This window comes from Kitasatospora sp. NPDC004531, assembly GCF_053602195.1.
The window spans coordinates 1-24710 of record NZ_JBSGDD010000071.1 but is presented as its reverse complement, the minus strand read 5'-3'; the positions used below and the strand labels follow the sequence as shown (position 1 = coordinate 24710).

General features: G+C 73.5%; 20 protein-coding genes. 13 read left to right on the top strand and 7 right to left on the bottom strand.

The features are described 5' to 3' along the window. Positions 1 to 302: 302 nt before the first annotated feature. Together ACWEMJ_RS24900 and ACWEMJ_RS24895 are read left to right on the top strand one after the other, a co-directional pair. Positions 303 to 671 (top strand): helix-turn-helix domain-containing protein, encoded by a 369-nt coding sequence (locus tag ACWEMJ_RS24900; RefSeq protein WP_030457965.1) that lies wholly within the window; start codon positions 303 to 305, stop codon positions 669 to 671. A gap of 56 nt (positions 672 to 727) precedes the next feature. Beyond that, a complete protein-coding gene (locus ACWEMJ_RS24895) occupies positions 728 to 913 on the top strand; it encodes a hypothetical protein (protein ID WP_452139332.1) in 186 nt (61 codons plus the stop codon). Between the two features lie 31 nt (positions 914 to 944). On the opposite strand, the gene ACWEMJ_RS24890 is transcribed toward ACWEMJ_RS24895, so the two are convergent. Further along, entirely contained in the window at positions 945 to 5561 is a 4617-nt protein-coding gene (locus tag ACWEMJ_RS24890) for an ATP-dependent helicase (protein ID WP_452139331.1), read from the bottom strand. 148 nt (positions 5562 to 5709) lie between these two features. On the opposite strand from ACWEMJ_RS24890, the gene ACWEMJ_RS24885 reads away from it, so the two are divergent. The 8 genes from ACWEMJ_RS24885 (at position 5710) to rny (ending at position 14149) form a co-directional block, all read left to right on the top strand. Beyond that, positions 5710 to 7239 (top strand): S8 family serine peptidase, encoded by a 1530-nt coding sequence (locus ACWEMJ_RS24885; RefSeq protein WP_452139330.1) that lies wholly within the window; start codon positions 5710 to 5712, stop codon positions 7237 to 7239. Between the two features lie 25 nt (positions 7240 to 7264). Continuing rightward, complete coding sequence (locus ACWEMJ_RS24880) at positions 7265 to 7459, top strand: DUF3046 domain-containing protein (RefSeq protein ID WP_452139329.1); 195 nt, start codon at positions 7265 to 7267, stop codon at positions 7457 to 7459. 34 nt (positions 7460 to 7493) lie between these two features. After that, positions 7494 to 8780, top strand: coding sequence for an AI-2E family transporter (locus ACWEMJ_RS24875; protein WP_452139328.1), 1287 nt, complete (start codon positions 7494 to 7496; stop codon positions 8778 to 8780). A 97-nt stretch (positions 8781 to 8877) separates the two neighbouring features. Beyond that, a complete protein-coding gene (locus ACWEMJ_RS24870) occupies positions 8878 to 9411 on the top strand; it encodes a SigE family RNA polymerase sigma factor (RefSeq protein WP_452139327.1) in 534 nt (177 codons plus the stop codon). Continuing rightward, positions 9408 to 10466 carry a hypothetical protein gene (locus ACWEMJ_RS24865; protein ID WP_452139326.1) on the top strand — a complete coding sequence of 353 codons (1059 nt, stop codon included), beginning with the start codon at positions 9408 to 9410 and terminating at the stop codon, positions 10464 to 10466. Before ACWEMJ_RS24870 ends, ACWEMJ_RS24865 begins: the two co-directional genes overlap by 4 nt. Before the next feature lie 209 nt (positions 10467 to 10675). Beyond that, positions 10676 to 11767, top strand: a complete 1092-nt coding sequence (gene recA / locus ACWEMJ_RS24860; RefSeq protein ID WP_452139325.1) for a recombinase RecA — start codon at positions 10676 to 10678, stop codon at positions 11765 to 11767. A gap of 4 nt (positions 11768 to 11771) precedes the next feature. Then, on the top strand, positions 11772 to 12590 hold the full coding sequence (locus ACWEMJ_RS24855) for a regulatory protein RecX (protein ID WP_452139324.1): 819 nt from the start codon (positions 11772 to 11774) through the stop codon (positions 12588 to 12590). Between the two features lie 158 nt (positions 12591 to 12748). After that, complete coding sequence (rny, locus tag ACWEMJ_RS24850; protein ID WP_452139323.1) at positions 12749 to 14149, top strand: ribonuclease Y; 1401 nt, start codon at positions 12749 to 12751, stop codon at positions 14147 to 14149. A 46-nt stretch (positions 14150 to 14195) separates the two neighbouring features. On the opposite strand, the gene ACWEMJ_RS24845 is transcribed toward rny, so the two are convergent. The 5 genes from ACWEMJ_RS24845 to ACWEMJ_RS24825 all read right to left on the bottom strand — a co-directional run bounded on the left by ACWEMJ_RS24845 (position 14196) and on the right by ACWEMJ_RS24825 (position 19257). Further along, a complete protein-coding gene (locus ACWEMJ_RS24845; protein ID WP_452139322.1) occupies positions 14196 to 15899 on the bottom strand; it encodes an FAD-dependent monooxygenase in 1704 nt (567 codons plus the stop codon). A gap of 107 nt (positions 15900 to 16006) precedes the next feature. After that, entirely contained in the window at positions 16007 to 16834 is an 828-nt protein-coding gene (locus ACWEMJ_RS24840) for an amino acid ABC transporter permease (RefSeq protein WP_452139321.1), read from the bottom strand. After that, positions 16831 to 17481: an amino acid ABC transporter permease gene (locus ACWEMJ_RS24835; RefSeq protein ID WP_452139320.1), complete on the bottom strand. Its 651-nt coding sequence runs from the start codon at positions 17479 to 17481 to the stop codon at positions 16831 to 16833. The genes ACWEMJ_RS24840 and ACWEMJ_RS24835 overlap by 4 nt, the downstream gene beginning before the upstream one ends. Positions 17482 to 17522: 41 nt before the next feature. Beyond that, on the bottom strand, positions 17523 to 18440 hold the full coding sequence (locus tag ACWEMJ_RS24830) for a glutamate ABC transporter substrate-binding protein (RefSeq protein WP_452139319.1): 918 nt from the start codon (positions 18438 to 18440) through the stop codon (positions 17523 to 17525). Between the two features lie 88 nt (positions 18441 to 18528). Further along, positions 18529 to 19257 (bottom strand): amino acid ABC transporter ATP-binding protein, encoded by a 729-nt coding sequence (locus tag ACWEMJ_RS24825; protein WP_452139340.1) that lies wholly within the window; start codon positions 19255 to 19257, stop codon positions 18529 to 18531. Between the two features lie 412 nt (positions 19258 to 19669). Here ACWEMJ_RS24825 and ACWEMJ_RS24820 point away from each other — a divergent pair, with 412 nt between their 5' ends. Together ACWEMJ_RS24820 and ACWEMJ_RS24815 are read left to right on the top strand one after the other, a co-directional pair. Continuing rightward, positions 19670 to 20401: a response regulator transcription factor gene (locus tag ACWEMJ_RS24820; RefSeq protein ID WP_452139318.1), complete on the top strand. Its 732-nt coding sequence runs from the start codon at positions 19670 to 19672 to the stop codon at positions 20399 to 20401. 6 nt (positions 20402 to 20407) lie between these two features. Further along, on the top strand, positions 20408 to 21838 hold the full coding sequence (locus tag ACWEMJ_RS24815) for a sensor histidine kinase (RefSeq protein ID WP_452139317.1): 1431 nt from the start codon (positions 20408 to 20410) through the stop codon (positions 21836 to 21838). A gap of 1 nt (position 21839) precedes the next feature. On the opposite strand, the gene ACWEMJ_RS24810 is transcribed toward ACWEMJ_RS24815, so the two are convergent. Then, positions 21840 to 22865, bottom strand: a complete 1026-nt coding sequence (locus ACWEMJ_RS24810; protein WP_452139316.1) for a TAXI family TRAP transporter solute-binding subunit — start codon at positions 22863 to 22865, stop codon at positions 21840 to 21842. A 73-nt stretch (positions 22866 to 22938) separates the two neighbouring features. Here ACWEMJ_RS24810 and miaB point away from each other — a divergent pair, with 73 nt between their 5' ends. After that, entirely contained in the window at positions 22939 to 24417 is a 1479-nt protein-coding gene (gene miaB, locus ACWEMJ_RS24805) for a tRNA (N6-isopentenyl adenosine(37)-C2)-methylthiotransferase MiaB (protein WP_452139339.1), read from the top strand. The last annotated feature ends 293 nt before the right edge of the window (positions 24418 to 24710 follow it).

Below are 24710 nucleotides of genomic sequence, written 5' to 3'. Positions count from 1 at the left end.
CGGCCCGGGTCGGGCGGAATCCCGCGAACCCGCCGCACCTGATGGAGGAACGTGTTAGACCGGATGCTCCGGCCGGGCCGACCCCGGCCGGACCGCCCCCGCGTCGGCCGGAAGTCGACCGGGCGTCCGGAGCCGGACATCTGCCCGTCACGGGTGGTTCGACGGCCAGGAACGGGAAGAACAGGGGAGGGGACGCCTTGCAGCCCAGAGTGAACACGACCCCGGTCCCCGCACGGGACACGGACAAGGCGGTACGGTGGGGTCGTGACATCTCGATCCGCAGTCCGAGGAGGGAGGCACCGATGATTCTGCTCCGTCGCCTGCTGGGCGATGTGCTGCGTCGGCAGCGCCAGCGCCAGGGCCGCACACTCCGCGAGGTGTCGGCAGCCGCCAGGGTTTCGCTCGGGTACCTCTCCGAGGTAGAGCGGGGTCAGAAGGAGGCGTCCTCCGAGTTGCTCTCCGCCATCTGCGACGCACTGGACGTGCGGATGTCGGAGGTCATGCGCGAGGTCAGCGACGAACTGTCGCTCGCCGAACTTGCGGCGATGGCCACCCTCTCCGAGGGTGACTTGCTGAGGCCGGTGCTCGAACCGGTTCCGCTGCCGGCGCCCGGCGTCGACCGGTCCGGGTCCATCTCGCCCAAGGCGGCGATGGACGTGGTGGCGGCCTGACCGGACCTCGACTCCGCGCTCCGTTCCCGGAGGGCGGCGAGTGAAGGGAGCCCGCGATGCGCAGAGCGCTGCTGCTGGGTGCGACGGCACTGGTGGGCCTGGGTCTGATACTGCTGCTTAGGGGCGGCACCGCGATTTCCGGCGGTGCCGCCCTCGGCATGCTCGCGGCGGGCTGGTGGGGGTTCGGGCTCATTCCGGTGCACGCGAGGGTGCCAGAACAGGAGCGCGACGCGGGAGCGTGACGTGCCCGTGATCGCGGCCTTGCGGACGGGTTCAGCGGATGCGGTAGCCCTTCGGGGTGGGGTGGAATCCGGCCGTTTCCAGGTGGGGGCCCAAGGGGCTGGTGAGGGCCGGGTGGCCGTTGATGCGTTCGATGGTGAGGGGTTTGGTCAGGGCGGCGAGGGCGGCGGTCAGGGCGGGGCCCTCGGTGGCCCAGGTGAGCAGGGACTTGCCGCCGCGCTCCAGGTAGAGGACGAGCTCGCCGTCGACCAGCGCGACCAGTGAGCCGGCCTTGCGGGCGGGGCGGTGGGCGGCGGTGGTGTCCTCCGGGGGTTCCGGCCAGGAGAGGGCCGCGCCGTACGCGTTGGCGGGGTCGGCGGCGGCCAGCACGATCGCCTGCGGGCCCTCCGCAGGAGCGGTGGCGGACCAGTCGCCGCCGGTCCGCTCCAGCCGGGAGTTGACCGAGCGGAGGCGGTCCGCCGCGCCCTCCATGGCGAACTGCGCGCCGCCGAGGCCCTCCACGAAGTAGCCGCGGCGGGCCTTGCCGCGTTCCTCGAAGGCGGCCAGCACGCGGTAGACGCCGGCGAAGCCGCCGGGGATCCGTTCGGCGGCGACGGTGCCGCGGGTGAGGATGCCGTGCCGGTCCAGCAGCGCCTGCGCCTGGGCGGCGGCGCGGGCGGTGGGTTCGCCGCCGAAGGAGGGCAGCAGCGACCAGCGGCCGGCGGCCGTCGGCGGGCCGGTGCGGGAGCCGGGCCGGGCCAGGCCGCGGCCGGCGCCGCCGTAGCGGCCGCGCGGGGTGGAGCGCGGCGCTCGGTGGGCGGTCGCGCCGGCGGTGCGGCCGGAGCCGAGCAGGCCCCGCAGCGGGGCGAGGGTGTCGTTGGTGACGTACCCGGCCCAGACCAAGTCCCACAGGGCGTCGACGATCTCGGCGTCCGGGGTGTCGGGGACGCATTCGGCGAGCTGGCGGAAGAACGCGCCGTAGCCGCCGGCGAGGGCCTCCAGCAGGGCGGTGTGGACGGGCCCGGGGGTGAGCGGGAGGGGTTCGGGGCGCAGCAGGTGGGCGTTCTCGGGCAGGTGGAGGCTGATCCAGCCGTCCTTGCCGGGCAGTGAGCCCGCGCCGGACCAGCCGATCTCGCCGGCGGCCATGAGTTCGTCCAGCAGGCCGGGGGAGTAGTCGGTGAGGCGGGCGGGCAGGACGAGCTTCTCGAGGGCGGAGGCGGGCAGGGCGGTGCCCTGGAGCTGTTCGACGACGCGGTAGAGGCCGTCGGCGCCGCGCAGGCGGTGGCCGGCGAGGTGCTGCCACTGGGGGAGGAACGCGGCGAGGGCCTTCGGGGGGACGGCCTCGACCTCCTGGCGGAGCGCGGCGAGGGAGCGGCGGCGCAGGCGGCGCAGCACTTCGGCGTCGCACCATTCGGGGGCGGTGCCGGTGGCTTCGGGCCGGAATTCGCCCTGGACGAGGCGGCCGGCGGCGGTGAGGCGGTGCAGGGTGCCGGTGACGACGGCGGTGCCGAGGCCGAAGCGGTCGGCGGCGTCGTGGGCGGTGAACGGGCCGTGGGTGCGGGCGTAGCGGGCCAGCAGGTCGCCGAGCGGGTCCTTGACGGGTTCGGTGAAGGCCTCGGGGACGCCGACGGGCAGCGGGGTGCCGAGGGCGTCGCGCAGGCGGCCGGCGTCCTCGATGGAGGACCAGCGCAGTTCGCCGCCGATCCGGACCTGGATGACCCGGCGGGCGGCTTCGAGTTCGAGGGCCCAGAGCGGTTCGGCGCCGCGTTCGGTGAGTTCGGTCTCGCTGAGCGGGCCGAGCAGGCGCAGGGCGTCGGCGACGCCCTCGGCGTCCTTGATGCGGCGTTCGGGGGTGCGGCGCTGGAGTTCGGCCTCCAGGTCGGCGAGGACCTTCGGGTCGAGGAGTTCGCGCAGTTCGGCCTGGCCGAGGAGCTCGGACAGCAGCCGGGAGTCGAGGGAGAGGGCGGCGGCGCGGCGTTCGGCGATCGGGGAGTCGCCCTCGTACAGGAACTGGGCGACGTAGCCGAACAGCAGGGAGCGGGCGAACGGGGAGGGTTCGGGGGTGGTGACCTCGACCATGCGGACGGCGCGGGACTCCAGGTCGCGCATCAGCTCGACCAGGCCGGGGACGTCGAAGACGTCCTGGAGGCATTCGCGGACGGCTTCCAGCACGATCGGGAAGGAGCCGTACTCGGCGGCCACTTCGAGGAGTTGGGAGGCGCGCTGGCGCTGCTGCCAGAGCGGGGTGCGCTTGCCGGGGTTGCGGCGGGGCAGCAGCAGGGCGCGGCCGGCGCACTCGCGGAAGCGGGCGGCGAACAGGGCGGAGCCGCCGACCTGGTCGGTGACGAGCTGTTCGATGTCGGCGGAGTCGAAGACGGCGGCGTCGGCGCCGACCGGGGCCTCGTCGGCGGGCGGCGCGGCGATGCCGGAGGGGAAGTCGGCCAGCAGGTCGGCGTCCGGCAGGCGCAGCACGATGCCGTCGTCGGCGTGCATCACCTGCGGGTCCAGGCCGTGCTTCTCGCGCAGCCGGGCGCCGATGGCGAGCGCCCACGGGGCGTGCACCTGGGCGCCGAAGGGGGAGTGGACGACGATCCGCCAGTCGCCGAGTTCGTCGCGGAAGCGTTCGACCACGATGGTGCGGTCGTCGGGGAGGTGGCCGCAGGCCTCGCGCTGTTCGGCGAGGTAGGACAGCACGTTCGAGGACGCCCAGTCGTCCAGGCCGGCCTCGCGCAGGCGGGCGGTGGCGGCGGCGGGTTCCATCGCGCCGACCTCGCGGACGAACGCGCCGACGGCGCGGCCGAGTTCGAGCGGGCGGCCGAGCGAGTCGCCCTTCCAGAACGGGAGTCGGCCGGGGATGCCGGGGGCGGGGGTGACGAGGACCTTGTCGTGGGTGATGTCCTCGATCCGCCAGGAGGTGGTGCCGAGGGTGAACACGTCGCCGACGCGGGACTCGTAGACCATCTCCTCGTCGAGCTCGCCGACCCGGCCGCCGCCCTTCTTCGGGTCGGCGCCGGCGATGAAGACGCCGAACAGGCCGCGGTCGGGGATGGTGCCGCCGGAGGTGACGGCGAGGCGCTGGGCGCCGGGGCGGCCGGTGACGGTGCCGGCGACGCGGTCCCAGACCAGGCGGGGGCGCAGTTCGGCGAAGGCGTCGGACGGGTAGCGGCCGGCCAGCATGTCGAGGACGCCGTCGAAGGCGGACTGCGGGAGGGTGGCGAACGGGGCGGCGCGGCGGCAGACGGTGAGCAGCTCGTCGACGTCCCAGGTGTCCAGGGCGGTCATCGCGACGAGCTGCTGGGCGAGCACGTCCAGCGGGTTGCGGGGGATGCGGAGGGCCTCGATGCCGCCGGAGCGCATCCGTTCGGTGACCACGGCGGACTGCACCAGGTCGCCCCGGTACTTGGGGAAGACCACGCCGGTGGAGACCGCGCCGACCTGGTGGCCGGCCCGGCCGACGCGTTGCAGGCCGGAGGCGACCGACGGGGGCGACTCGACCTGCACCACCAGGTCGACGGCGCCCATGTCGATGCCCAGCTCCAGGCTGGAGGTGGCGACCACGGCGGGCAGCCGGCCGGCCTTCAACTCCTCCTCCACCAGGGCGCGTTGCTCCTTGGAGACGGAGCCGTGGTGGGCCCGGGCGAGCAGTGGCGGGGCGCCGGTGGCCGCGCCGGAGCCGCCCATCAGCTCGGCGGGGGCGTGCGCCTCGGGCAGCGGGGCGCCGGTGGCCCGCTCGTAGGCGATCTCGTTCAGCCGGTTGCACAGCCGCTCGGCGAGCCGGCGGGAGTTGGCGAACACGATGGTCGAGCGGTGCGCCTGCACCAGGTCGACGATCCGCTCCTCGACGTGCGGCCAGATCGAACTCTGCCGCTGCGGGTCGGACTCTTCGGCGGGCGTGGCGGGCAGGTCGGCGAGGTCGGGGACGGGTACCACGACGGACAGGTCGAAGCGCTTGTCGCTGCCGGGCTGGACGATCGCCGCGCCGCGCTGCGGGCTGAGGTAGCGGGCGACCTCCTCGACCGGGCGGACGGTGGCGGACAGGCCGATCCGGCGGGCCGGGCGGTCCAGCAGCTCGTCCAGCCGCTCCAGGCTGAGCGCCAGGTGCGCGCCGCGCTTGGTGCCGGCCACGGCGTGCACCTCGTCCAGGATCACCGTGTCGATGCCGCGCAGGGCCTCCCGGGAGGCGGAGGTGAGCAGCAGGAACAGCGACTCGGGGGTGGTGATCAGGATGTCCGGCGGGTGGGTGGCGAACTTGCGGCGGTCGGCGGCGGGGGTGTCGCCGGAGCGGATGCCGACCTGGACCTCCGGCTCGGGCAGGCCGAGGCGGACGGAGGCCTGGCGCAGGCCGGCCAGCGGGGCGCGCAGGTTGCGTTCGACGTCCACCGCGAGGGCCTTCAGCGGGGAGATGTAGAGCACCCGGCAGCGGCGCTTGGGGTCGGCCGGGGGCGGGGTGGAGCTCAGCCGGTCCAGCGCGGACAGGAAGGCCGCCAGGGTCTTGCCGGAGCCGGTCGGGGCGACCACCAGGACGTCCGTCTCCAGTCGGATCGCCGACCAGGCCCGGGACTGGGCCTCGGTGGGGGCGGCGAACGCGCCGGTGAACCAGGCGCGGGTGGCCGGCGCGAAGCCGTCCAGCGGGTTCGGGGTGCCGGGCGCGTCAGGGGCGGAGGTGGCCATGCACCCATGGTGCCCCGACGCGCTGACAGCTCGCGGGGCGGTCACCGTCTGCCGCAACCCGCCCAGCAAATAGTACAAATCGCTCATAGGGTGATGAATCGGACCCCGCCGCACGGGAGTCCGCCGGCCGACGAGCGGAGATCGCGCGATGGAGCAGGCGAGCCAGGCCCCCGAACGCACCCCCCGGCGCCGCAGCGTCCGCGTGCTCGGCGCGACCCTGCTCTCCGGGCTGCTGATCGGCGGCGCCGTCCCCTACGTCACCGGCAGCGACGACACCTACCTCAGCTACCTGGTGCTGGACGAGCGCGCCGACGCCCAGGGCGCGAGCCGCGCCGCCGAGCAGGTCCGGGCGGCCGGCGGGCAGGTCGTCCAGGACTACCCGCAGATCGGCGCCGTGCTCGCGTACGCCGGCGGCCGGTTCGCCGCGAAGCTCCGCGGCCGGCCCGGCACCGCCGCCGTCGGCGCCACCCGCACCGTCCCCGTGCCGTCGCCGCCCCGGCCGCTGGCCGGTGCCGCGTTCGGCGCCCCCGCCGCCGACGCCGCGGAGGGCCAGGAGGACAGCACCGCCACCGTCCCCGACCCCGGCGAGCGCGCCGACTGGAACCTGGCCATGATCGGCGCCGTCGAGCGCCCGGCCGGCCGCACCGCCCTGCTGCGCGCCCCGCTGGACCGCCCGGCCGACCGGTCCGCCGACCGCGCCGACGCCGTCCCCACCGCCCAGCAGCTGGCCAAGGTCACCGTCGCGGTGCTCGACTCCGGCGTCGACGACACCCACCCCGACCTGCGCGCCGCCGTCGACCCCGCCGCCTCCGCGTCCTGCGCCGACGGCCGCCCCGACTCCCGCGGCGGCGCCTGGCGGCCCGACGCTGCCATCAACGAGAGCGGCCACGGCACCCACGTGGCCGGCATCGTCGGCGCCGCCCGCGACGGCCGCGGCGTCACCGGCGTCGCCCCCGGGGTGCGGATCGCCGCCGTCCGGCTGCTCGGGCCGCTCGGCCAGTACTACGCCGAGAACATCGTCTGCGGCATGCTCTGGGCCGCCGACCACGGCGCCCGCGCCATCAACGACAGCTACTTCGCCGACCCGTGGAAGTACAACTGCCCCGAGGACGCCGACCAGGCCGCGCTGATCGCCGCCGTCGGCCGCGCCGTCGCCTACGCCCAGCGCAAGGGCGCCGTGGTGGTCGCCTCGGCCGGCAACGACGCCCAGGACCTCACCGCCACCCGCCCCGACCACCGCAGCCCCAACGACCGCACCGACGGCCCCCCGCAGGACCGCGAACTCGGCACCGAATGCATCCGGCTGCCCGGCGAACTGCCCGGCGTGGTCACCGTCGGCGCCGTCGACCGCAACGGCCTGCCCGCCTCCTACAGCAACTACGGCCACGGCCGGATCACCCTCACCGCACCCGGCGGCGACCCCGACGGCGGCACCGAGGCCGCCGTCGTCTCCGACTGGCCCGGCGGCAAGTACGCCGCGCTGGCCGGCACCTCGATGTCCGCCGCGCACGTCACCGGCGCCGTCGCCGTGGCCGCCGCCCAGCACCCCGACTGGGGACCCGACCGGATCACCGCCGCCCTCACCCGCGCCGCCGACGGCAACTGCGCCCAGACCCTCCAGGTCGGCTGCCAGGACCACGACTACTACGGCGCCGGTATCCTCGCCCTGCCGCGCTGACCGGCCGGTGCCCGATACTGGGCGCATGAGGCTGACCGAGTTCTGGCGACGGATGTACCTGCACTTCGGCGAGACGTACGCGGAGTCCTTCGCCCAGGACCACGTGATGGCCGAACTCGGCGGCCGCACCGTACGCCAGGCCCTGGACGCGGGCTGGGAGGCCAAGGACGTGTGGCGCGTGGTGTGCGTCACGCAAGGGGTGTCGTCGCAGCTGCGATGACCCGAATCGGGTGCCGGTGGGTGAGACTTGGCCGGTGTCCAGCAGTGCAGAGACCCCCGACCGACTTTCCGACGAACACCGCCCCGCGAGCGACCCACCGGGTGGCCGCGACGGCGGCGACACCGCCGACCCCGCGGGCCCCGGGCCGCGCCGCGGCGACTGGAGCAGCCGCTCGATGCCGCGCTGGCTGCCCCGGGCGATGCTGCTCGCGCTGGTCTGCGTCGGCCTCTTCCAGCTCGCCGACTGGGCCTTCCACCAGCTGATCAACCTGTTCGTGATGCTGCTGGTGGCGTTCTTCCTGTCGCTCGCCATGGAGCCCGCCGTGGACCGGATGGCCGCCCGCGGCGTGCGCCGCGGGCTGGGCACCTTCCTGGTCTTCATCGGCGTCGGCCTGGCCGTCGCCGGCTTCCTCACCGCGCTCGGCACCCTGCTCGTCGACCAGGTCACCCAGGTCGCCGGGAAGCTGCCGCAGATGCTCCACGACCTGATCGACTGGATCAACCGCACCTTCCACACCGAGCTGTCCCTCGACCAGCTCCAGCACCAGGTGCTGAAGGACTCCGGGACCATCGAGAAGTACGCCCAGCAGGCCGCCGACAACGTCTGGGGCGTCACCGGCACCGTCGTCGGCGGGCTGTTCCAGGCCTTCACCGTCGGCCTGTTCACCTTCTACTTCACCGCCGAGGGCCCCCGGGTGCGGCGCACCGTCTGCTCGATGCTGCCGCCCAGCAAGCAGGCCGAGGTGCTGCGGGCCTGGGAGATCGCGATCGCCAAGACCGGCGGCTACCTGTACTCCCGCGCGGTGCTCGCCCTGGTCTCCACCCTCGCGCACTGGGCGGCCTTCACGGTCATCGGACTGCCGTACGCCGCGGCGCTCTCCGTCTGGGTCGGCGTCATGTCGCAGTTCGTCCCCACCATCGGCACCTACCTGGCCGGCGCGCTGCCGGTGCTGGTCGCGCTCACCGGGCAGCCCGTGGACGCGCTCTGGGTGCTCGTCTTCGTCACCGTCTACCAGCAGATCGAGAACTACCTGCTGCACCCCCGGATCACCGCCAAGACCGTCGACGTCCACCCCGCCGTCGCGTTCGGCGCGGTGATCGCCGGCGCCGCGCTGCTCGGCGCGGTCGGCGCGCTGATCGCCATCCCGGCCGCCGCCACCCTGCAGGGCTTCGTCGGCACCTACGTGCGCCGCTACGAGGTCGAGGACGACCCGCGGATCGACCGCGGCGAGGAGCGCCGCAGCCGGCGCCGGGAAGCCGTCCGGCGACTGCGGCAGATGGTGTCCGGCAACGAGTCGGGGCCGCCGCGCTCCGAGGACTGACGGCTCCGCGCCTCCTCACCCGTCCCCGCCGTGCGTCTTCCGGCGGGAGTAAGCGGTTCGCACCACCGCTGGGCTCTTGATGGGTGAGGAGGTGCTCATGGGGGAGAAACAGCTCCGCCCGGACGACGAGTTCCGGGCGTTCATCGTCGGTGCCTGGCCCTGGCTGCTGCGGACGGCGTACCTGCTGACCGGCGACCAGCACGCCGCCGAGGACCTGGCGCAGTCGGCCGCGGAACGGACCTGCGCGGCCTGGTCGAAGGTGCGCCGCGCCGACGACGCGCACAGCTACGTGCGCCGCATCATGATCAACCAGCACGCCCGGCGCTGGCGGCGACGGGCGCCGGAGGTCCTGGTCGACACGGTGCCGGACAGCGCCGGGGGCGAGGACGGGTACGCCCGCTCCGACCAGCGCGGGGTGCTGCTGGCGGCGCTCGCCGCACTGCCGCCCCGGCAGCGCGAGGCCGTGGTGCTGCGCCACTGGGAGGACCTCACCGACAGCCAGGCGGCCGCCGCCATGGGCTGCTCGACGGGGGCCGTGCGCAGCCACGCCGCCAAGGGGATAGCGAAGCTCCGGGAGACCGCGGGGCTGAAGGAACTGACGGATATGACACGAGTCGGGGGTGCGGCATGACGGTGGGGGAGAACGGGATGCAGGACGCGGGCGGGGAGCTGCCGGTCGAGCTCGGGCTCGCGGCGGCGGCGGCCGAGGTGACGATCGGCCCGGTGCCGGTCGAGGGCATCGTGGCCGGCGGTCGGCGGATCCGGCGGCGGCGCCGCTCGGCGCTCGGCGCGCTCACGCTGGCCTCGGTGGTGGCGCTGGGCGGCGGCACGGCGGCGGGGCTGAACGGCCTCGGCGGGAACGGGAGGACGGCGCAGGCGCTGCAGGCGGGCGACGGGGCCGAGGGCGGCGAGTGCATCAGAGTCTCCGGGCACACGACCCCGGTGGTGACGGAACACGGCCCGGGCGAGCGGACGATGTTCGAGGAGACGACCATTCCCTGCTCGTCGCCGCCCCCGCAGCCGGCCGGCGACCGGGCGACGCCCGAGGGCGGCAAGCCGGCGCCGTCCTCGTCGGCCTCGTCGTCCGCGCAGCGGGACCCGCTCCAGCCGGTGCGGCAGCTGGCCGCCCGGGGCGGCCTCGACGGAGGCCGGAACTGGCAGCTGTGGGAGTCGCTCTGGCCGGCCGCCCCGAAGGACAAGGCGTACGAGCAGGCGGTGCTGATCTGGGAGGAGCGCCGCCGGTTCGATCCCGCGCTGGAGAAGCCCACGGAGCCGTCCGTCAAGGACTCCTGGAAGCCCGACCAGGACGTCGTCGACTTCTACGCCGAACTGGACGGCGCCCGGGTGGGGCCCGACACGCTCAGCACCGTCCCGGCGCCCGGGCGCCTCTCGCCGGAGCAGGCGAAGTCGGTCCGCGGCAGCGTCCTCGGGGCGCCGGGCACCCCGGGCGCGCTTCCGACCAGGCTCGCCGTGCTGGTCCTCGGCCCGGACGTCGACAGGGTGGAGACGGTCTGGTCCGACCAGGGGCGTGCGGATGCCGCGGTGAAGGACCTCCAGCTCGGCGGTTCCCCGTACCGGGTGGCCGTGGTCCGGGAGCAGCCCGGTGCCCGGGTCGTCCAGTGGCGGTTCTTCGACAGGCAGGGCGTCGAGCTGCCGGACCCCGGCCTGCGCCTGCTGATGGACTAGGCAGCGCCTGCGCGGCCCCGCCCCTTGTGCTGCTCCGGGGGCGGGGCCTTGGCGTGTCGGGGGTCTTCGACTGGATTCGAACGTATGTTCTTTGTACGCTTCGGCGCAGAGTTTTCCACAGGCCGAGCCCGCCCGGGCCCGATTGTCGGTGGGACGCGCTAGCGTCGATGACGATGAAGCGCAACGCACAGAACCCGAGGGTGGAAGCCATGGCAGGAACGGATCGCGAGAAGGCCCTGGAGGCCGCACTCGCCCAGATCGAACGGCAGTTCGGCAAAGGCTCGGTGATGCGCCTCGGCGAGAAGGCGAACGAGCCGGTCGAGGTGATCTCCACCGGGTCCACCGCCCTCGACGTGGCGCTGGGCGTGGGCGGCATCCCGCGCGGCCGAGTGATCGAGATCTACGGCCCCGAGTCCTCCGGCAAGACCACCCTGACCCTGCACCTGGCCGCCAACGCCCAGAAGGCCGGCGGCACCGTCGCCTTCGTCGACGCCGAGCACGCGCTCGACCCCGAGTACGCCAAGAAGCTCGGGGTGGACACCGACGCCCTGCTGGTCAGCCAGCCGGACACCGGCGAGCAGGCGCTGGAGATCACCGACATGCTGATCCGCTCCGGCGCGATCGACCTGGTGATCATCGACTCGGTGGCCGCGCTGGTGCCGCGCGCCGAGATCGAGGGCGAGATGGGCGATTCGCACGTCGGTCTGCAGGCCCGTCTGATGAGCCAGGCGCTGCGCAAGATCGCCGGTGCGCTGAACCAGTCGAACACCACCGCGATCTTCATCAACCAGCTGCGCGAGAAGATCGGTGTGATGTTCGGCTCCCCCGAGACCACCACCGGTGGCCGGGCGCTGAAGTTCTACGCCTCGGTGCGCCTCGACATCCGGCGCATCGAGACCCTGAAGGACGGCACCGAGGCGGTCGGCAACCGCACCCGCGTCAAGGTGGTCAAGAACAAGGTCGCCGCGCCGTTCAAGCAGGCCGAGTTCGACATCCTCTACGGCGTGGGCATCAGCCGCGAGGGCGGCCTGATCGACATGGGCGTGGAGCACGGCTTCATCCGCAAGTCCGGTGCCTGGTACACCTACGAGGGCGACCAGCTCGGCCAGGGCAAGGAGAACGCCCGCAACTTCCTGCGCGACAACCCGCAGCTGGCCGACGAGATCGAGGTCAAGATCAAGGGCAAGCTGGGCATCGGCCCGAAGCCCGCCGAGGGCGAGGCCCCCGCGGTGGAGATCCCGGCCGCGGCCGCCCCCGCCAAGGCCGCCGCCAAGAAGACGGCGGCCGCCGCCAAGGGCTGAACCATTGACGCAGCACGCTGACCACCCGGCACCGGGTCCGTCCGAGGACGGGCCCGGTGCGGGTGTATGGGGAGAAGAACGCGGCGACGCCGCCGGCCCGCCGGAGTGGTTCGCGGCGGTGGCCGAGGAGCCGCCCGCGGAGCCCCCGGTGGGGGAGCTGCCCGGCCTGATGCGGGCGTCCGAGCTGGCCGGGGGTCGGCGACGGCGGCGCAGCGCGCTGGGCGAACTGCCGCTCGCCGCACCGGCGGAGGAGAAGCCCCGGCCGAAACGGCGGGCGAAGGCCGAGCGTCCGGAGGGCGAGGGGCGTCGCCGGCCGGCCGCCGCCGAGCAGGGCGACCCGGCGGAGCGCGCCCGGGACATCTGCCTGCGGCTGCTCACCGGCGCCGCCAAGTCCCGCAAGCAGCTGGCCGACGCGCTGCGCCGCAAGGAGATCCCGGACGAGGTCGCCGAGCAGGTGCTGTCCCGGCTGGAGGAGGTCGGGCTGATCGACGACCCCGCCTTCGCCGAGGCGTGGGTGGAGTCCCGGCACGCGGTGCGCGGACTCTCCCGGCGGGCGCTGGCCCAGGAGTTGCGCACCAAGGGCGTCACCGGGGAGGCCGCCGAGCGGGCCCTGCTCCAGGTCGACTCCGACGACGAGTCGGAGGCCGCCCGGGCGCTGGTGGCACGGAAGTTGCGCTCCACCGCCGGGCTCGGCCGGGACGTGCGGATACGCCGGCTGGTCGGGGTGCTGGCCCGGCGCGGCTACTCGGAGGGCCTGGCGTTCCGAGTCGTCCGGGAGGCGTTGGACGCGGAGCCCGCCGACGGCGAGGACGACAACTGGTAGGCAGACAAAAGGACGTGATGACTGTTGATCAGATCATCGGAGCCAATTCTCGATCGCATCTTGACCGTTTCGTAACCTCCGCCTAGCCTCACAGTCAGTGGCTGGACGATCGCGGAGGTCACCTCAGCGGCAGCGTGCGCAGGACGGGGAGTGGCCGGATGGGGATCGCTCAGGACACCGGAACGGGTTCCTCCGTGCTGCTGGTGACGGTCCTGCTGATTGGCGCACTCGGCCTGGTGCTGGTCTGCGCGCTCCGGGCGCTGCGCCGCCGCCGCGCCGAACTCGACCGGCGCGAGGCGTGGTTGACCGCCGAACTCCACCGCCTGCACCAGTACGAGGACGAACTCGCCGCCCGCGCCGCCGAGTCGGAGCGGGCCCGCGCCGAACTCGCCGAGCGGAGCGAGGAGAGCCGGCGGCTGCTGGAGCGCACCGCCGGGCTGACCTCCGACCAGGCCCGCGACGAAGTGGTCCGCACCGCCGAGGCCGAGGCCCGCCGCGAGGCCGCGCTGACCGTCCGGGAGATCGAACGTCGGGCCGTCGACGAGGGCGAGGGCCGGGCCCGCGAGATCATCGCCTCCGCCATCCAGCGCCTCGCCGCCGAGCACACCGCCGAGACCGTCGTCACCACGCTCCGGCTCCCCAGCGAGGACATGAAGGGCCGGGTGATCGGCCGGGAGGGCCGCAACATCCGGGCCTTCGAGGCCGTCACCGGCGTCAACCTGATCGTCGACGACACCCCCGGACTGGTCCAGCTCTCCTGCTTCGACCCGGTCCGCCGGGAGAGCGCCCGGCTCACCCTCGAATCGCTGCTCACCGACGGGCGGATCCAGCCCGCGCGGATCGAGGAGGCGCACGAGCGCAGCCGCAGCGAGGTCGAGCGGCTGTGCGTCCGGGCCGGGGAGGACGCGCTGCTCACCGTCGGCATCGGCGTCGGCGAGATGGCCCCCGAACTCGTCCGCACCCTGGGGACGTTGCGCTACCGCACCTCCTACGGGCAGAACGTCCTCGGGCACCTGGTCGAGTCCGCGCACCTGGCCGGGATGATGGCCGCGGAACTCGGCGTCGACCCGGAGCCCGTGCGGCGGGCCGCGCTGCTGCACGACGTCGGCAAGGCGCTCAGCCACGAGGTGGTCGGCAGCCACGCCCTGGTCGGCGCGGAGTTCGCCCGCCGGCACGGCGAGTCGGAGGAGGTCGTCCACGCGATAGCGGCCCACCACGGCGAGATCGAGGCGAAGACCGTCGAGGCGGTGCTCACCCAGGCCGCGGACGCCTGCTCGGCGGGGCGGCCCGGCGCGCGGAAGGAGTCGGTGGAGGCGTACGTCCGCCGACTGGAGCGGCTGGAGGAGATCGCGCGGGCGCACGCCGGGGTCACCAAGGTGTACGCGATGCAGGCCGGGCGGGAGGTCCGGGTGATGGTGCAGCCGGAGCTCGTCGACGACCTGCGCGCGCAGGAGATCGCGCGGGAGGTGGCCCGGCAGGTGCGGGAGGAGCTGACCTACCCGGGGCAGATCCGGATCACGGTGGTGCGGGAGTCGCGCGCGACGGAGTTCGCGCGCTAGCCGCCGGGGCGCGACCAGCTGCGGGTCGTTGTCCGGGGGCGCGGGCTCACCGGCCGGTGCCCTCCGCTTCGCGCAGTTCCCCGCGCCCCGGCTCGCCCACTGCCTCCTTGGCGGCGAACGGGGCTGTCAGGGCGTGGAGTTGTTCCGGGTGGAGGCCCGGGGCGGTGCCGAGGAGGTGGCCGTCGGGGCGGACCAGCAGGACGGTGTGGGGGGTGGCGCCCGGGTAGGCGTCGGTGACCAGGACCTCGGTGGGGACGGGCAGCGCGCCGGCGAGTTCGGTGAGGCGCGGCATCAGGCCGGTGCCGAGCCAGTGTTCGGCGGACCAGACGGTGGTGCCGGGGGCGACCAGGACGAGCAGGAACGCGGTGCCGAGGCGGGCGCGGAGGGTGTCGGCGGCGCCGTCGGCGGTGACCACCGGCAGGTCGGGGACGAGCACGCCGGGGGCGGTGGGGGCGAGCTGTTCGGTGAGCGAGGTGCTGCTGCGGCCCGCGCCGCGCTGCTCGGGGAGGCGGACGGCGACGCCGGAGGGCGTGGCGGGGTAGGCGGGGGCGCCGCCGAAGCGTCCGGTGCCGAGCTGGCCGTCGGCGAGCAGCGGCGCGTGCTTGCGGAAGGAGCCGGAGATCAGCGAGCGCCGGGTCTGGGCCCAGCCGCGCAGCGGGCGCAGCAGCGGCATGGCCTGGTCGACGGCGCGCAGGCGGGCGCCGACCGCGCCGCGGCGTTCGCTCTCGTAGCCGTCGAGCAGGGCGCTGTCGGCGGCGGAGTCGGTGGGCGGCAGGTGCCAGGCGAGGGCGAGGCGCCAGGCGAGGTTGTCGGCGTCGCGCAGGCCGTCGGCGAGGTTCTGCATGCCGAGGGCGCCGTGCAGGTGGGCGGCGTCGCCGGCCAGGAAGCAGCGGCCGGTGCGGAAGCGGCCGGCCAGGCGCTGCTGGTAGGTGTGGTCGGCGGCGGCGAGCAGCTGGTGGGGCGGGAGTTCGCCGCACCAGCCGGTGAGCGCGGAGGTGACCCGGGTGAGCAGGGTGTCGCCGGTGACGATGCCGGGCCAGGTGGCGTGCGGGTCGACCGGTTCGGTGGGCTGGGGGCGGCCGGGCGGCAGCCGCCAGTCGAGCCGCCACAGGCCGTCGGGCAGCGGGCGGGCGGAGGCTTCGCGGTCGCCGCGCCACGGGGGTTCGCGGTGCAGGCGGGCCTCGCCGGGGAACGGCAGGTCGACGCGGACGGTGGCGACGGCGTGCCGGTCGACGGCGGGCCGGCCGGGGAAGCGGACCTTGAGGAGCTTGCGGACGGTGGAGCGGGCGCCGTCGCAGCCGATCAGGTGGCTGCCGCGCCAGTGGGTGTCGCCGTCGGCGGAGGTGGTGCGGGCCGTGACGCCGTCGCGGTCCTGGGTGAGGTCGACCACCCGGTGCCGGGTGGTGAGCCGGATCAGCGGGGTGGCGGTGGCGGCGTCGCGCAGGCCGCGCTGGAGGCGGTGCTGGGCGAGGTGCAGCACCGGCTCGTCGTCCAGCGGCAGCCGCAGCACCTCGGCGCGGCGGCGCCAGATGGTGAAGGCGTCCCAGCGGGCGGCGTCGGAGGCGACCCGGGTGTAGCCGACGCGGGCGAGGAAGGCGGCGGTGTCGGTGTTGAGGACGACGGTGCGGGGGCTCTCGGGGCAGACGCCGGTGCCCTCGTCGAGGACCACGCTGGGAACGTCGTTGCGGGCGAGGGCGAGGGCGAGGGCGAGGCCGACCGGCCCGGCCCCGACGATGATCACTGGATCCATGTCGGGGCCTTCCGGCCGGTGGTGCCGGCCGCCTCTGCGTCAGCGGCCGGGTGGGAGCTCCCAGGTGGTGTCACGAAGAGCAATGCAACAGATCACCTGGGTGTCCGTCAAGCAGCGGTTGTGCCACGCCGGGTCGCGGCGCGGCGGCCGCGGGACTCGATCCAGTGGGCGAGGCCGGTGAGGGCGAGGCACAGCAGGATGTACAGCGGGGCGCCGACGAGGACGACCGGGACGTACGGGTAGCCGTCCGAGTTGGAGGCGATCAGCTTCATCTGCCACAGCAGCTCGGGGTAGGTGATGATGTAGCCGAGCGAGGTGTCCTTGAGGGTGACGACCAGCTGTCCGATGATCGCGGGGAGCATCGAGCGGACGGCCTGCGGGACGAGGATCAGGCCCATCACCTGGGTCTTGCGCAGGCCCAGCGCGTAGGCGGCCTCGGCCTGTCCGCGCGGGACGGCGTTGATGCCGGAGCGGATGATCTCGGCCTGCACGGCGCCGTTGTAGAGGCTCAGGCCGATCACCAGCGCCCACATCGGCTGGGCGCCGAACGCGGCCTGGTACAGCGCGAAGATCATGATGATCAGCGGCATGGCCCGGAAGAACTGGACCACCACGGTGCAGGCGACGCGCACCGGGAAGTGGTCGGAGAGCCGGCCGGCGGCGAGCAGCGCGCCGAGCACCAGCGAGCCGACCGCGGCCAGGCCGAAGACCTTCAGGGTGGCCAGGACGCCGTCGAGGATGCGCTGCTGGACGGCCGTGTACTCGAACGGCGACCACAGCAGGGAGTCGAACTGCCCGGCGTCGTTCAGGCTGCTGTAGACGTACCAGATCAGCCCGGCGATGCCGACGGCGCCGAGCACGCCGAGGATCAGGTTGCGGGTCCGGGCCCGGGGGCCGGGGACGTCGTACAGGACGGAGGCGCTACGGGTGCTCATCGGGCCACCGCCAGTCGACGCTCAAGGGTGGAGAACAGGGCATTGATGCTGAAGCTGATCGCCAGGTAGGCGAGCGCGATCCAGAAGAAGATCTCGAAGATGCCGTAGCTCTGTTCGGTCAGGTGCTTCTGGACGCTGAACAGCTCGGGCACGTTGAAGGCGCCGGCGATGGCCGAGTTGCGGGGCAGCGCGATGAACACCGAGCCCATCGGGGCGACCACCGAGCGGGCGGCCTGCGGCAGCACCACCAGGCCGAGGGTCTGCCCGAAGCCCATGCCGAGCGAGCGGGCGGCCTCGGCCTGCCCGATCGGCACGGTGTTGATGCCGGCCCGCAGCACCTCGCAGACGAAGCTGCCGGTGTAGGCGCTGAGCGCGATCACCGCGACGGTGAAGCTGTCGAAGTACACCTCCAGCCGCGGCAGGATGAAGGTCACCGCGAAGAACAGCAGGGTCAGCGGGGTGTTGCGGAAGATCGTCACCCAGGTGGTGGCGAAGTACCGCAGGACGGGAACGGGGGAGACCCGGAAGGCCGCCAGCACGAAGCCCAGGAGCAGCGCGAACAGGGCGCTGAGCGCGCTCAGTTCGATCGTTCGCAGGAAACCCTCGGCGAATGCCGAGAAGTTGTCACCCTCGAATATCAGTCCCATGCCGGCGGCCCTCCTCTCTCAGTAGTCGGTCTGTCCGGGCGTCAGCCCGCGATCGGGTCCAGGGCCGGGATGCTCGGGGCGGCGGAGCCGGACAGGCCGAGGGTGGCGTCGTACGCCTTCTTCCAGTCGCCGTTGTCCTCGTGCGCCTTCAGGGCGTCGTTGATCGCCTTCTGCAGCGCCGTGTCGGTCTTGTTCAGGCCGACGCCGTAGCGCTCCTCGCTGAAGGGGTTGCCGACGACCTTGAGCTTGCCCTGGTTCTTGGCGGCGAAGCCCTTGAGGATCGAGTCGTCGGTGGTGACCGCGTCGACCTCCTTGGTCAGCAGCTTGTCGACGCAGAGCGAGTAGCTCTCGAACTCGGTGACCGTGGCGCCGAACTTCTTGATGCCGCCGACCGAGGTGGAGCCGGTGGCGGTGCAGACCGACTTGCCGTTGACGGACTCGGAGCCGGTGATGTCGGTGTTGTCCTTGTTCACCAGCAGCGACTGGCCGGCGATGTAGTACGGGCCGCCGAACGCGACGCCCTTGGCCTTGCGGCCGTCGGTGATCGAGTAGGTGCCGACGTAGTAGTCGATCTGGCCGCCGGTGATCGCGGTCTCGCGGTTGCTGGAGTTGATGGTCTGCCACTCGATCTGGTCGGCCGAGAAGCCGAGGTCGGCGGCGATCATCTTGGCGATCTCGATGTCGAAACCGCTGCGCTTGCCGGTCTGCACGTCCTCGAAGCCGAGGAACGGCTGGTCGGCCTTGGCGCCGATCTTGAGCTTGCCGCGCTTCTTCGCCTCGGTCCACGCCTGGGAGGCCTCCAGCTTGGCGTCGGTCTTGACGGTGTAGGTCGGCAGCTGCGGGGCGGACGAGCCACCGGCGGCGGCGTTGTCGCTCGGGGAGCCGTCCTTGCCGCAGGCGGCGACGGCCGTCAGGGCGAGCACGGACAGGGCTGCGGCAACGGTGCGACGGGCCTTCATGCGGTCGTTCTTCTCCTCGATAGGGGCCACGGCGGGGTGCGGGCCACTGCGAATTGACGCTACTGACGCTTGATCGACTGCGGGAGTGTCAGTGCTGCAGGATCTTGGACAGGAAGTCCTTGGCGCGGTCGGTGCGCGGCGCGGTGAAGAAGGCGTCGGGAGTGTTCTCCTCGACGATCCTGCCCTCCGCCATGAACAGGACGCGGTTGGCGGCGGAGCGCGCGAAGCCCATCTCGTGGGTGACCACGACCATGGTCATGCCGCGTGCGGCGAGCGAACGCATGACCTCCAGCACCTCGTTGACCATCTCCGGGTCGAGGGCCGAGGTCGGCTCGTCGAAGAGCATCACCTTCGGGTCCATCGCCAGCGCCCGGGCGATCGCCACGCGCTGCTGCTGGCCGCCGGACAGCTGCGACGGGTACTTGTCGGCCTGGGCGCCGACGCCCACCCGCTCCAGCAGCTCGCGGGCGGTCCGCTCGGCCTCGGCCTTGGCGACCTTGCCCACCTTGACCTGGGCGAGCATCACGTTCTCCAGCACGGTCTTGTGCGAGAACAGGTTGAACGACTGGAACACCATGCCCACCTGGGCACGCAGCCGGGCCAGTTCGCGGCCCTCGGCCGGCAGCGGCCTGCCGTCCACCTCGATCGTCCCGGAGTCGATGGTCTCCAGGCGGTTGATGGTGCGGCACAGCGTCGACTTGCCGGAGCCGGACGGGCCGATCAGCACCACGACCTCGCCCTGGGCGATCTCCAGGTCGATGTCCTGCAGCACGTGCAGGGCGCCGTAGTGCTTGTTCACGCCGCGCAGGGCCACCAGCGGCGCGGCATCGCGCAGCTCGGCAGTGTTCTCGGTCATCGCCGTCCGCTCCCTCGTCCTCCGAACCCGGGGCCAACTCGCTTGGTCCGCAGAGCCGGTGATGGTCCGTTCGATGTTCGGGGGCCGGAGCCGGCGGAGCCCTCGGCCCCCGAACGGGGCGACTTTAGGCAGGTACACGCCGCCCCGTCAGCCGATCTGAGCTGAACTTGAGCATCACGGTTCGGCTACGCCGGGTAGTCGGGCGCAGCGAATACCGGAGCGATAACGGACCGGCCGATGCGGTTGACCTGGGGGCGTCGGATGGGAGTGGATGCCAGGATGGCCCGGTTCCGCGTCGGACCCGCGCCACCCCGGCGGCGACCGCGTCACCGGTTTCGCCCGTACACCGACGAACACCGCAGGAAGGAGCCCGATGCGCCTGCTCCTGGTCGAGGACGACGACCGCGTCGCCGCCGCCCTGGTCGCGGTGCTGGGCCGGCACGGCTTCCAGGTCCGGCACGCCCGCAGCGGTCACGAAGCCCTGGACGCGCTCGTCCCGGACGGCAGCGAGCCCTACCGGGTGGTGCTGCTCGACCTCGGACTGCCCGACCGCGACGGCTTCGAGGTGTGCAGCCGGATCCGGGCCGGCAGCGGCGTCCCCGTCATCATGGTGACCGCCCGCGCCGACATCCGCTCCCGCATCCACGGCCTGAACCTCGGCGCCGACGACTACGTGGTCAAGCCCTACGACATGGGCGAACTGCTCGCCCGCATCCACGCGGTCGCCCGCCGCGGCACCCCCAGGGCGGCCGAGGACACCGGCCCCGAGTTCGACGGCCCGCTGGCCTCCCGCGGCGTCGAGATCGACCGCGAACGCCGCCGGGTCAGCGTCAACGGGCGCGACGTGCCGCTCACCCGCAAGGAGTTCGACCTGCTGGCGCTGCTCGCCCAGAGCCCCGGCGTGGTCTACCGCCGCGAACAGATCTTCAGCGAGGTCTGGCGCTCCGGCTGGGAGGGCAACGGCCGCACCCTGGAGGTCCACATCGGCTCGCTGCGCACCAAACTCGGCCTGCCCGGCCTGGTCGAGGCGGTTCGCGGCGTCGGCTACCGGCTCATCCCCGACAGCCCCGACGGCCCGCCCGCCGGCGACGCCGCGGAGCACTGACCGCCCGTGCGCAACCGCCTGCTCGGCATCCTGATCGCCCTCATGGCCTGCGTGCTCGCCGCCCTCGGGGCGCCGCTGGCCTACCTGATCGCCGCGTCCGAGCAGTCCGAGGTGGTCGTCGACCGGATCGACGACGCCGCCCGCTTCGCCCAGGACCTGCCCACCCAGGGCCGCGCCGCCGCCACCGCCGTCAAGGGCGAACCCGAACCGAGCCCCGGCGACGGCGGTCGCCTGCACGCCCTGACCAGCGAAGCCGCCCGTTACCGCGAGCTGTACGGCGCCCGGATCGGCGTCTTCCAACGCGACGGCAGCGCCGTCGCCGTCGCCCCCGACGGCTGGCACGCCCCCACCGAGGGGCCCGGCGCCCAGGCCTACCGCGAGGCCCTGGCCGGCCGCCGCAGCCACAACCCGCCCCAGGTGTGGCCGTGGACCGCCGACCGCACCCTCACCGTCGCGCTGCCCGTGGTCCGCGACGGCGACGTGGTCGCCGTGGTGCTCACCGAGTCGCCCACCGGCCCGCTGCGCGCCCGCATCCTGCACCGCTGGCTGGTGCTGGCCGGCGGCGAGGCGCTCGCCATGATCGTCGCCATCCTGCTCGCCGTCCGCCTCACCGGCTGGGTGCTGCGCCCCGTCCGCACCCTCGACCGGGCCACCCACGACATCGCCACCGGGCGGCTCAACGCCCGCGTCGCCCCCAGCGGCGGACCGCCCGAACTGCGCCGCCTGGCCCGCTCGTTCAACGACATGGCCGACCACGTGGTGCTCGCCATCGACCAGCAGCGGGCCTTCGTCGCCGACGCCTCCCACCAGCTGCGCAACCCGCTGGCCGCGCTGCTGCTGCGGGTCGAACTGATCGGACTGGAACTCCCCGAGGGCCGCGAGGAGGAGATCGCCGCCGTCCGCGAGGAGGGCGCCCGGCTGGCCCGCGTCCTGGACGACCTGCTCGGCCTGGCCACCGCCGAAGGCTCCCGGCCCGAACCCGAACCCGTCGACCTCGCCGAACTCGTCCGCACCCGCACCGAGGCCTGGCAGCCGCTCGCCGTGCAGCGCGAGGTCCGACTGCACTGGCAGGGGCCGCCGTTGGCGCACGCCTGGGCCGACCCGATCGGCTTCGGCAGCGCGCTGGACGCCGTCCTCGACAACGCCCTCAAGTTCTCCCCGCCCGGCACCGCCGTCCGGGTCGGCCTCGTCATCACCAAGGACGAGGTCACCGCCACCGTCACCGACGCCGGACCCGGCCTCACCGAGGAGGAACTCGCCCGCGTCGGCGACCGGTTCTGGCGCTCCTCGCGCCACCAGAACGTCGACGGCTCCGGCCTCGGCCTCTCCATCGCCCGCACCCTGCTGCTGGCCGGCGGCGGCGACCTCGGCTTCGCGCCCGCCGAACCGCACGGGCTGACCGTGCTGCTCACCGTGCCGCGCCGACGGTGGAACTGAGTCAGGGCTTCACGGACTGGTAGTAGCGCTTCGCGCCGTCGTGCAGCGGCAGCGGATCGGTGTACACCGCGGTGCGCAGGTCCACCAGCTGCGCCGCGTGCACCTCGCCGCCGATCCGGTCCCGGCTGTCGATCACCACCCGGGTCAGCGCCTCCACCAGCGCCGGGTCCACGTCCGCCCGGGTCACCAGCAGGTTCGGCACCGCCACCGTCGGCACCGCCGTGCGCAGCGGCTCCACCAGCGGATAGGCGTCCGCCGGGATGGTGGCCGCCCGGTAGGCGTCCATCCCGTTGCCCTCCAACTGGTGCAGCGGGTCCGACAGTTCACCCATCGGCACGATCCGGATCCGGGTGTGCTCCGACAGGTCGGTCAGCGCCGCCGTCGGCAGGCCGCCCGACCAGAAGAACGCGTCCAGCCGCTTCTCGCGCAGCTGGTCCGCGGCGTCGCCCACGCCCAGCCAGGAGGACCGCACGTCCGTGTCCGGGTCCAGGCCCGCCGCCTCCAGCAGCCGCCGGGTCACCAGGTTCACGCCCGACTTCTCCAGCCCGACGCCCACCCGCAGCCCGCGCAGGTCCGACACCTTCCGCACCGGCGAATCCGCCGGCACCACCAGCTGCATGTAGTCGTCGTACAGCCGGGCGATGGCCCGCAGCTGCGACTTCTGCGGATTCTGGAAGCTGGCCACCGCGTCCGCCGTGGCGATCGCGAAGTCGTCCTGGCCCGAGACCACCCGCTCCAGGTTGTCCAGCGAGCCCTGCGAGTTGTCCAACCGGACCTTCACCCCGGGCATCGCCGAGCGCATCGACTCCTTCAGCAGCACCCCGTACCGGTCGTACACCCCGCGCGGCACCCCCGTCGTGAACGCCGCCTCCCCGCGCAGCCCCGACCCGGCCCGCGCCGAGGACGCCCACCAGCCGCCCGCGCCCCCTGCCACCAGCAGCACCACCGCCAGCACCCGCAGCAGCGGACTGCGCACCGCGGAACGCAGCACGGCACCGGCACGGGGCGGATCGGTCGAAGCAGCCATGGCAGGGATACTGCCAGCCCCGACCGCCCGGCGGGAGGCCCCGGCCGCTGCCCGTACCCTTGGCTCTGTGGGTATGGAGGAGAGCTTGCGAACTTACAAGGTCGTCACGTACGGCTGCCAGATGAACGTCCACGACTCCGAGCGCCTGTCCGGGCTGCTGGAGGAGGCCGGCTACACCAAGGCCGCCGGCGACGGCGACCCCGACCTGGTGGTCTTCAACACCTGCGCCGTCCGTGAGAACGCCGACAACAAGCTGTACGGCAACCTCGGCCGGCTCGCCCCCGCCAAGCAGGCCAACAGCGCCATGCAGATCGCCGTCGGCGGCTGCCTCGCGCAGAAGGACCGCGAGACCATCGTCCGCAAGGCCCCCTGGGTCGACGTCGTCTTCGGCACCCACAACATCGGCCACCTGCCGGCGCTGCTGGAGCGCGCCGCGATCGAACGCACCGCGCAGGTCGAGATCCTCGACTCGCTGGAGACCTTCCCCTCCACCCTGCCCACCCGGCGGGAGTCCGCGTACGCGGCCTGGGTCGCCATCTCCGTCGGCTGCAACAACACCTGCACCTTCTGCATCGTGCCCGCGCTGCGCGGCAAGGAGGAGGACCGCCGGCCCGGCGACATCCTCGCCGAGGTCGAGGCACTGGTCGCCGAGGGCGTCGTCGAGGTCACCCTGCTCGGCCAGAACGTCAACGCGTACGGCTCCGACCTGGGCGACCGGCAGGCGTTCTCCAAGCTGCTGCGGGCCTGCGGGGAGATCGACGGGCTGGAGCGGGTCCGCTTCACCTCGCCGCACCCGAAGGACTTCACCGACGACGTGATCGCGGCGATGGCCGAGACGCCGAACGTGATGCACCAGCTGCACATGCCGCTGCAGTCCGGCTCCGACACCGTGCTGCGCGCGATGCGCCGCTCCTACCGGCAGGAACGCTTCCTCGGGATCATCGAGAAGGTCCGCGCCGCGATGCCCGACGCCGCGATCTCCACCGACATCATCGTCGGCTTCCCCGGCGAGACCGACGAGGACTTCGAGCAGACCCTGCACGTGGTGCGCGAGGCCCGCTTCGCGAACGCGTTCACCTTCCAGTACTCCAAGCGGCCCGGGACGCCCGCCGCCGAGATGGAGAACCAGATCCCCAAGGCCGTGGTGCAGGAGCGCTACGACCGGCTGATCGCCCTCCAGGAGGAGATCTCCTGGGAGGAGAACAAGAAGCAGGTCGGCCGCAGGCTGGAGATCCTGGTCGCCGAGGGCGAGGGCAAGAAGGACGACCGCACCGACCGGCTCTCCGGGCGGGCCCCCGACAACCGGCTGGTGCACTTCACCCGCCCCGAGGAGGGCTGCCGCCCGGGCGACATGGTGACCGTCGAGATCACCTACGCCGCCCCGCACCACCTCCTCGCGGAGGGCCCCGCCCTCGCGGTGCGCCGCACCCGCGCGGGGGACGCGTGGGAGAAGCGACAGGCCGCGCCTGCGAAGCCGGCCGGCGTGCTCCTCGGCCTCCCGTCGGTGGGCGTCCCGGCGCCCCTGCCGGCTGCGCCGGGGGGCTGCGGCTGAGAGCGCCGGCGGGCGCGAAACCGGGGGCGCGTGGGGGTACCTCCCGGCCCGCTAGGGCTGGGGGAGAACTGCGCGACAAGCGCAAGTCACGTCCGCAAGGTCGCGATCCAGTGCAGGTCATTGTCCTGCGTCGCGATCTTGCGGACGGGGTGCCTCCCGCTTCGCGCAGTTCCCCGCGCCCCTGCCGTTGCCCTCACTGGCTAGTGCCGTGACCGGAAAGGATCACCGGCGTGGGAGCTGGGCGTGAGAAGATCGCGGCCGTGACCATCTCGCTTCATGACTTCGCTGGCGAA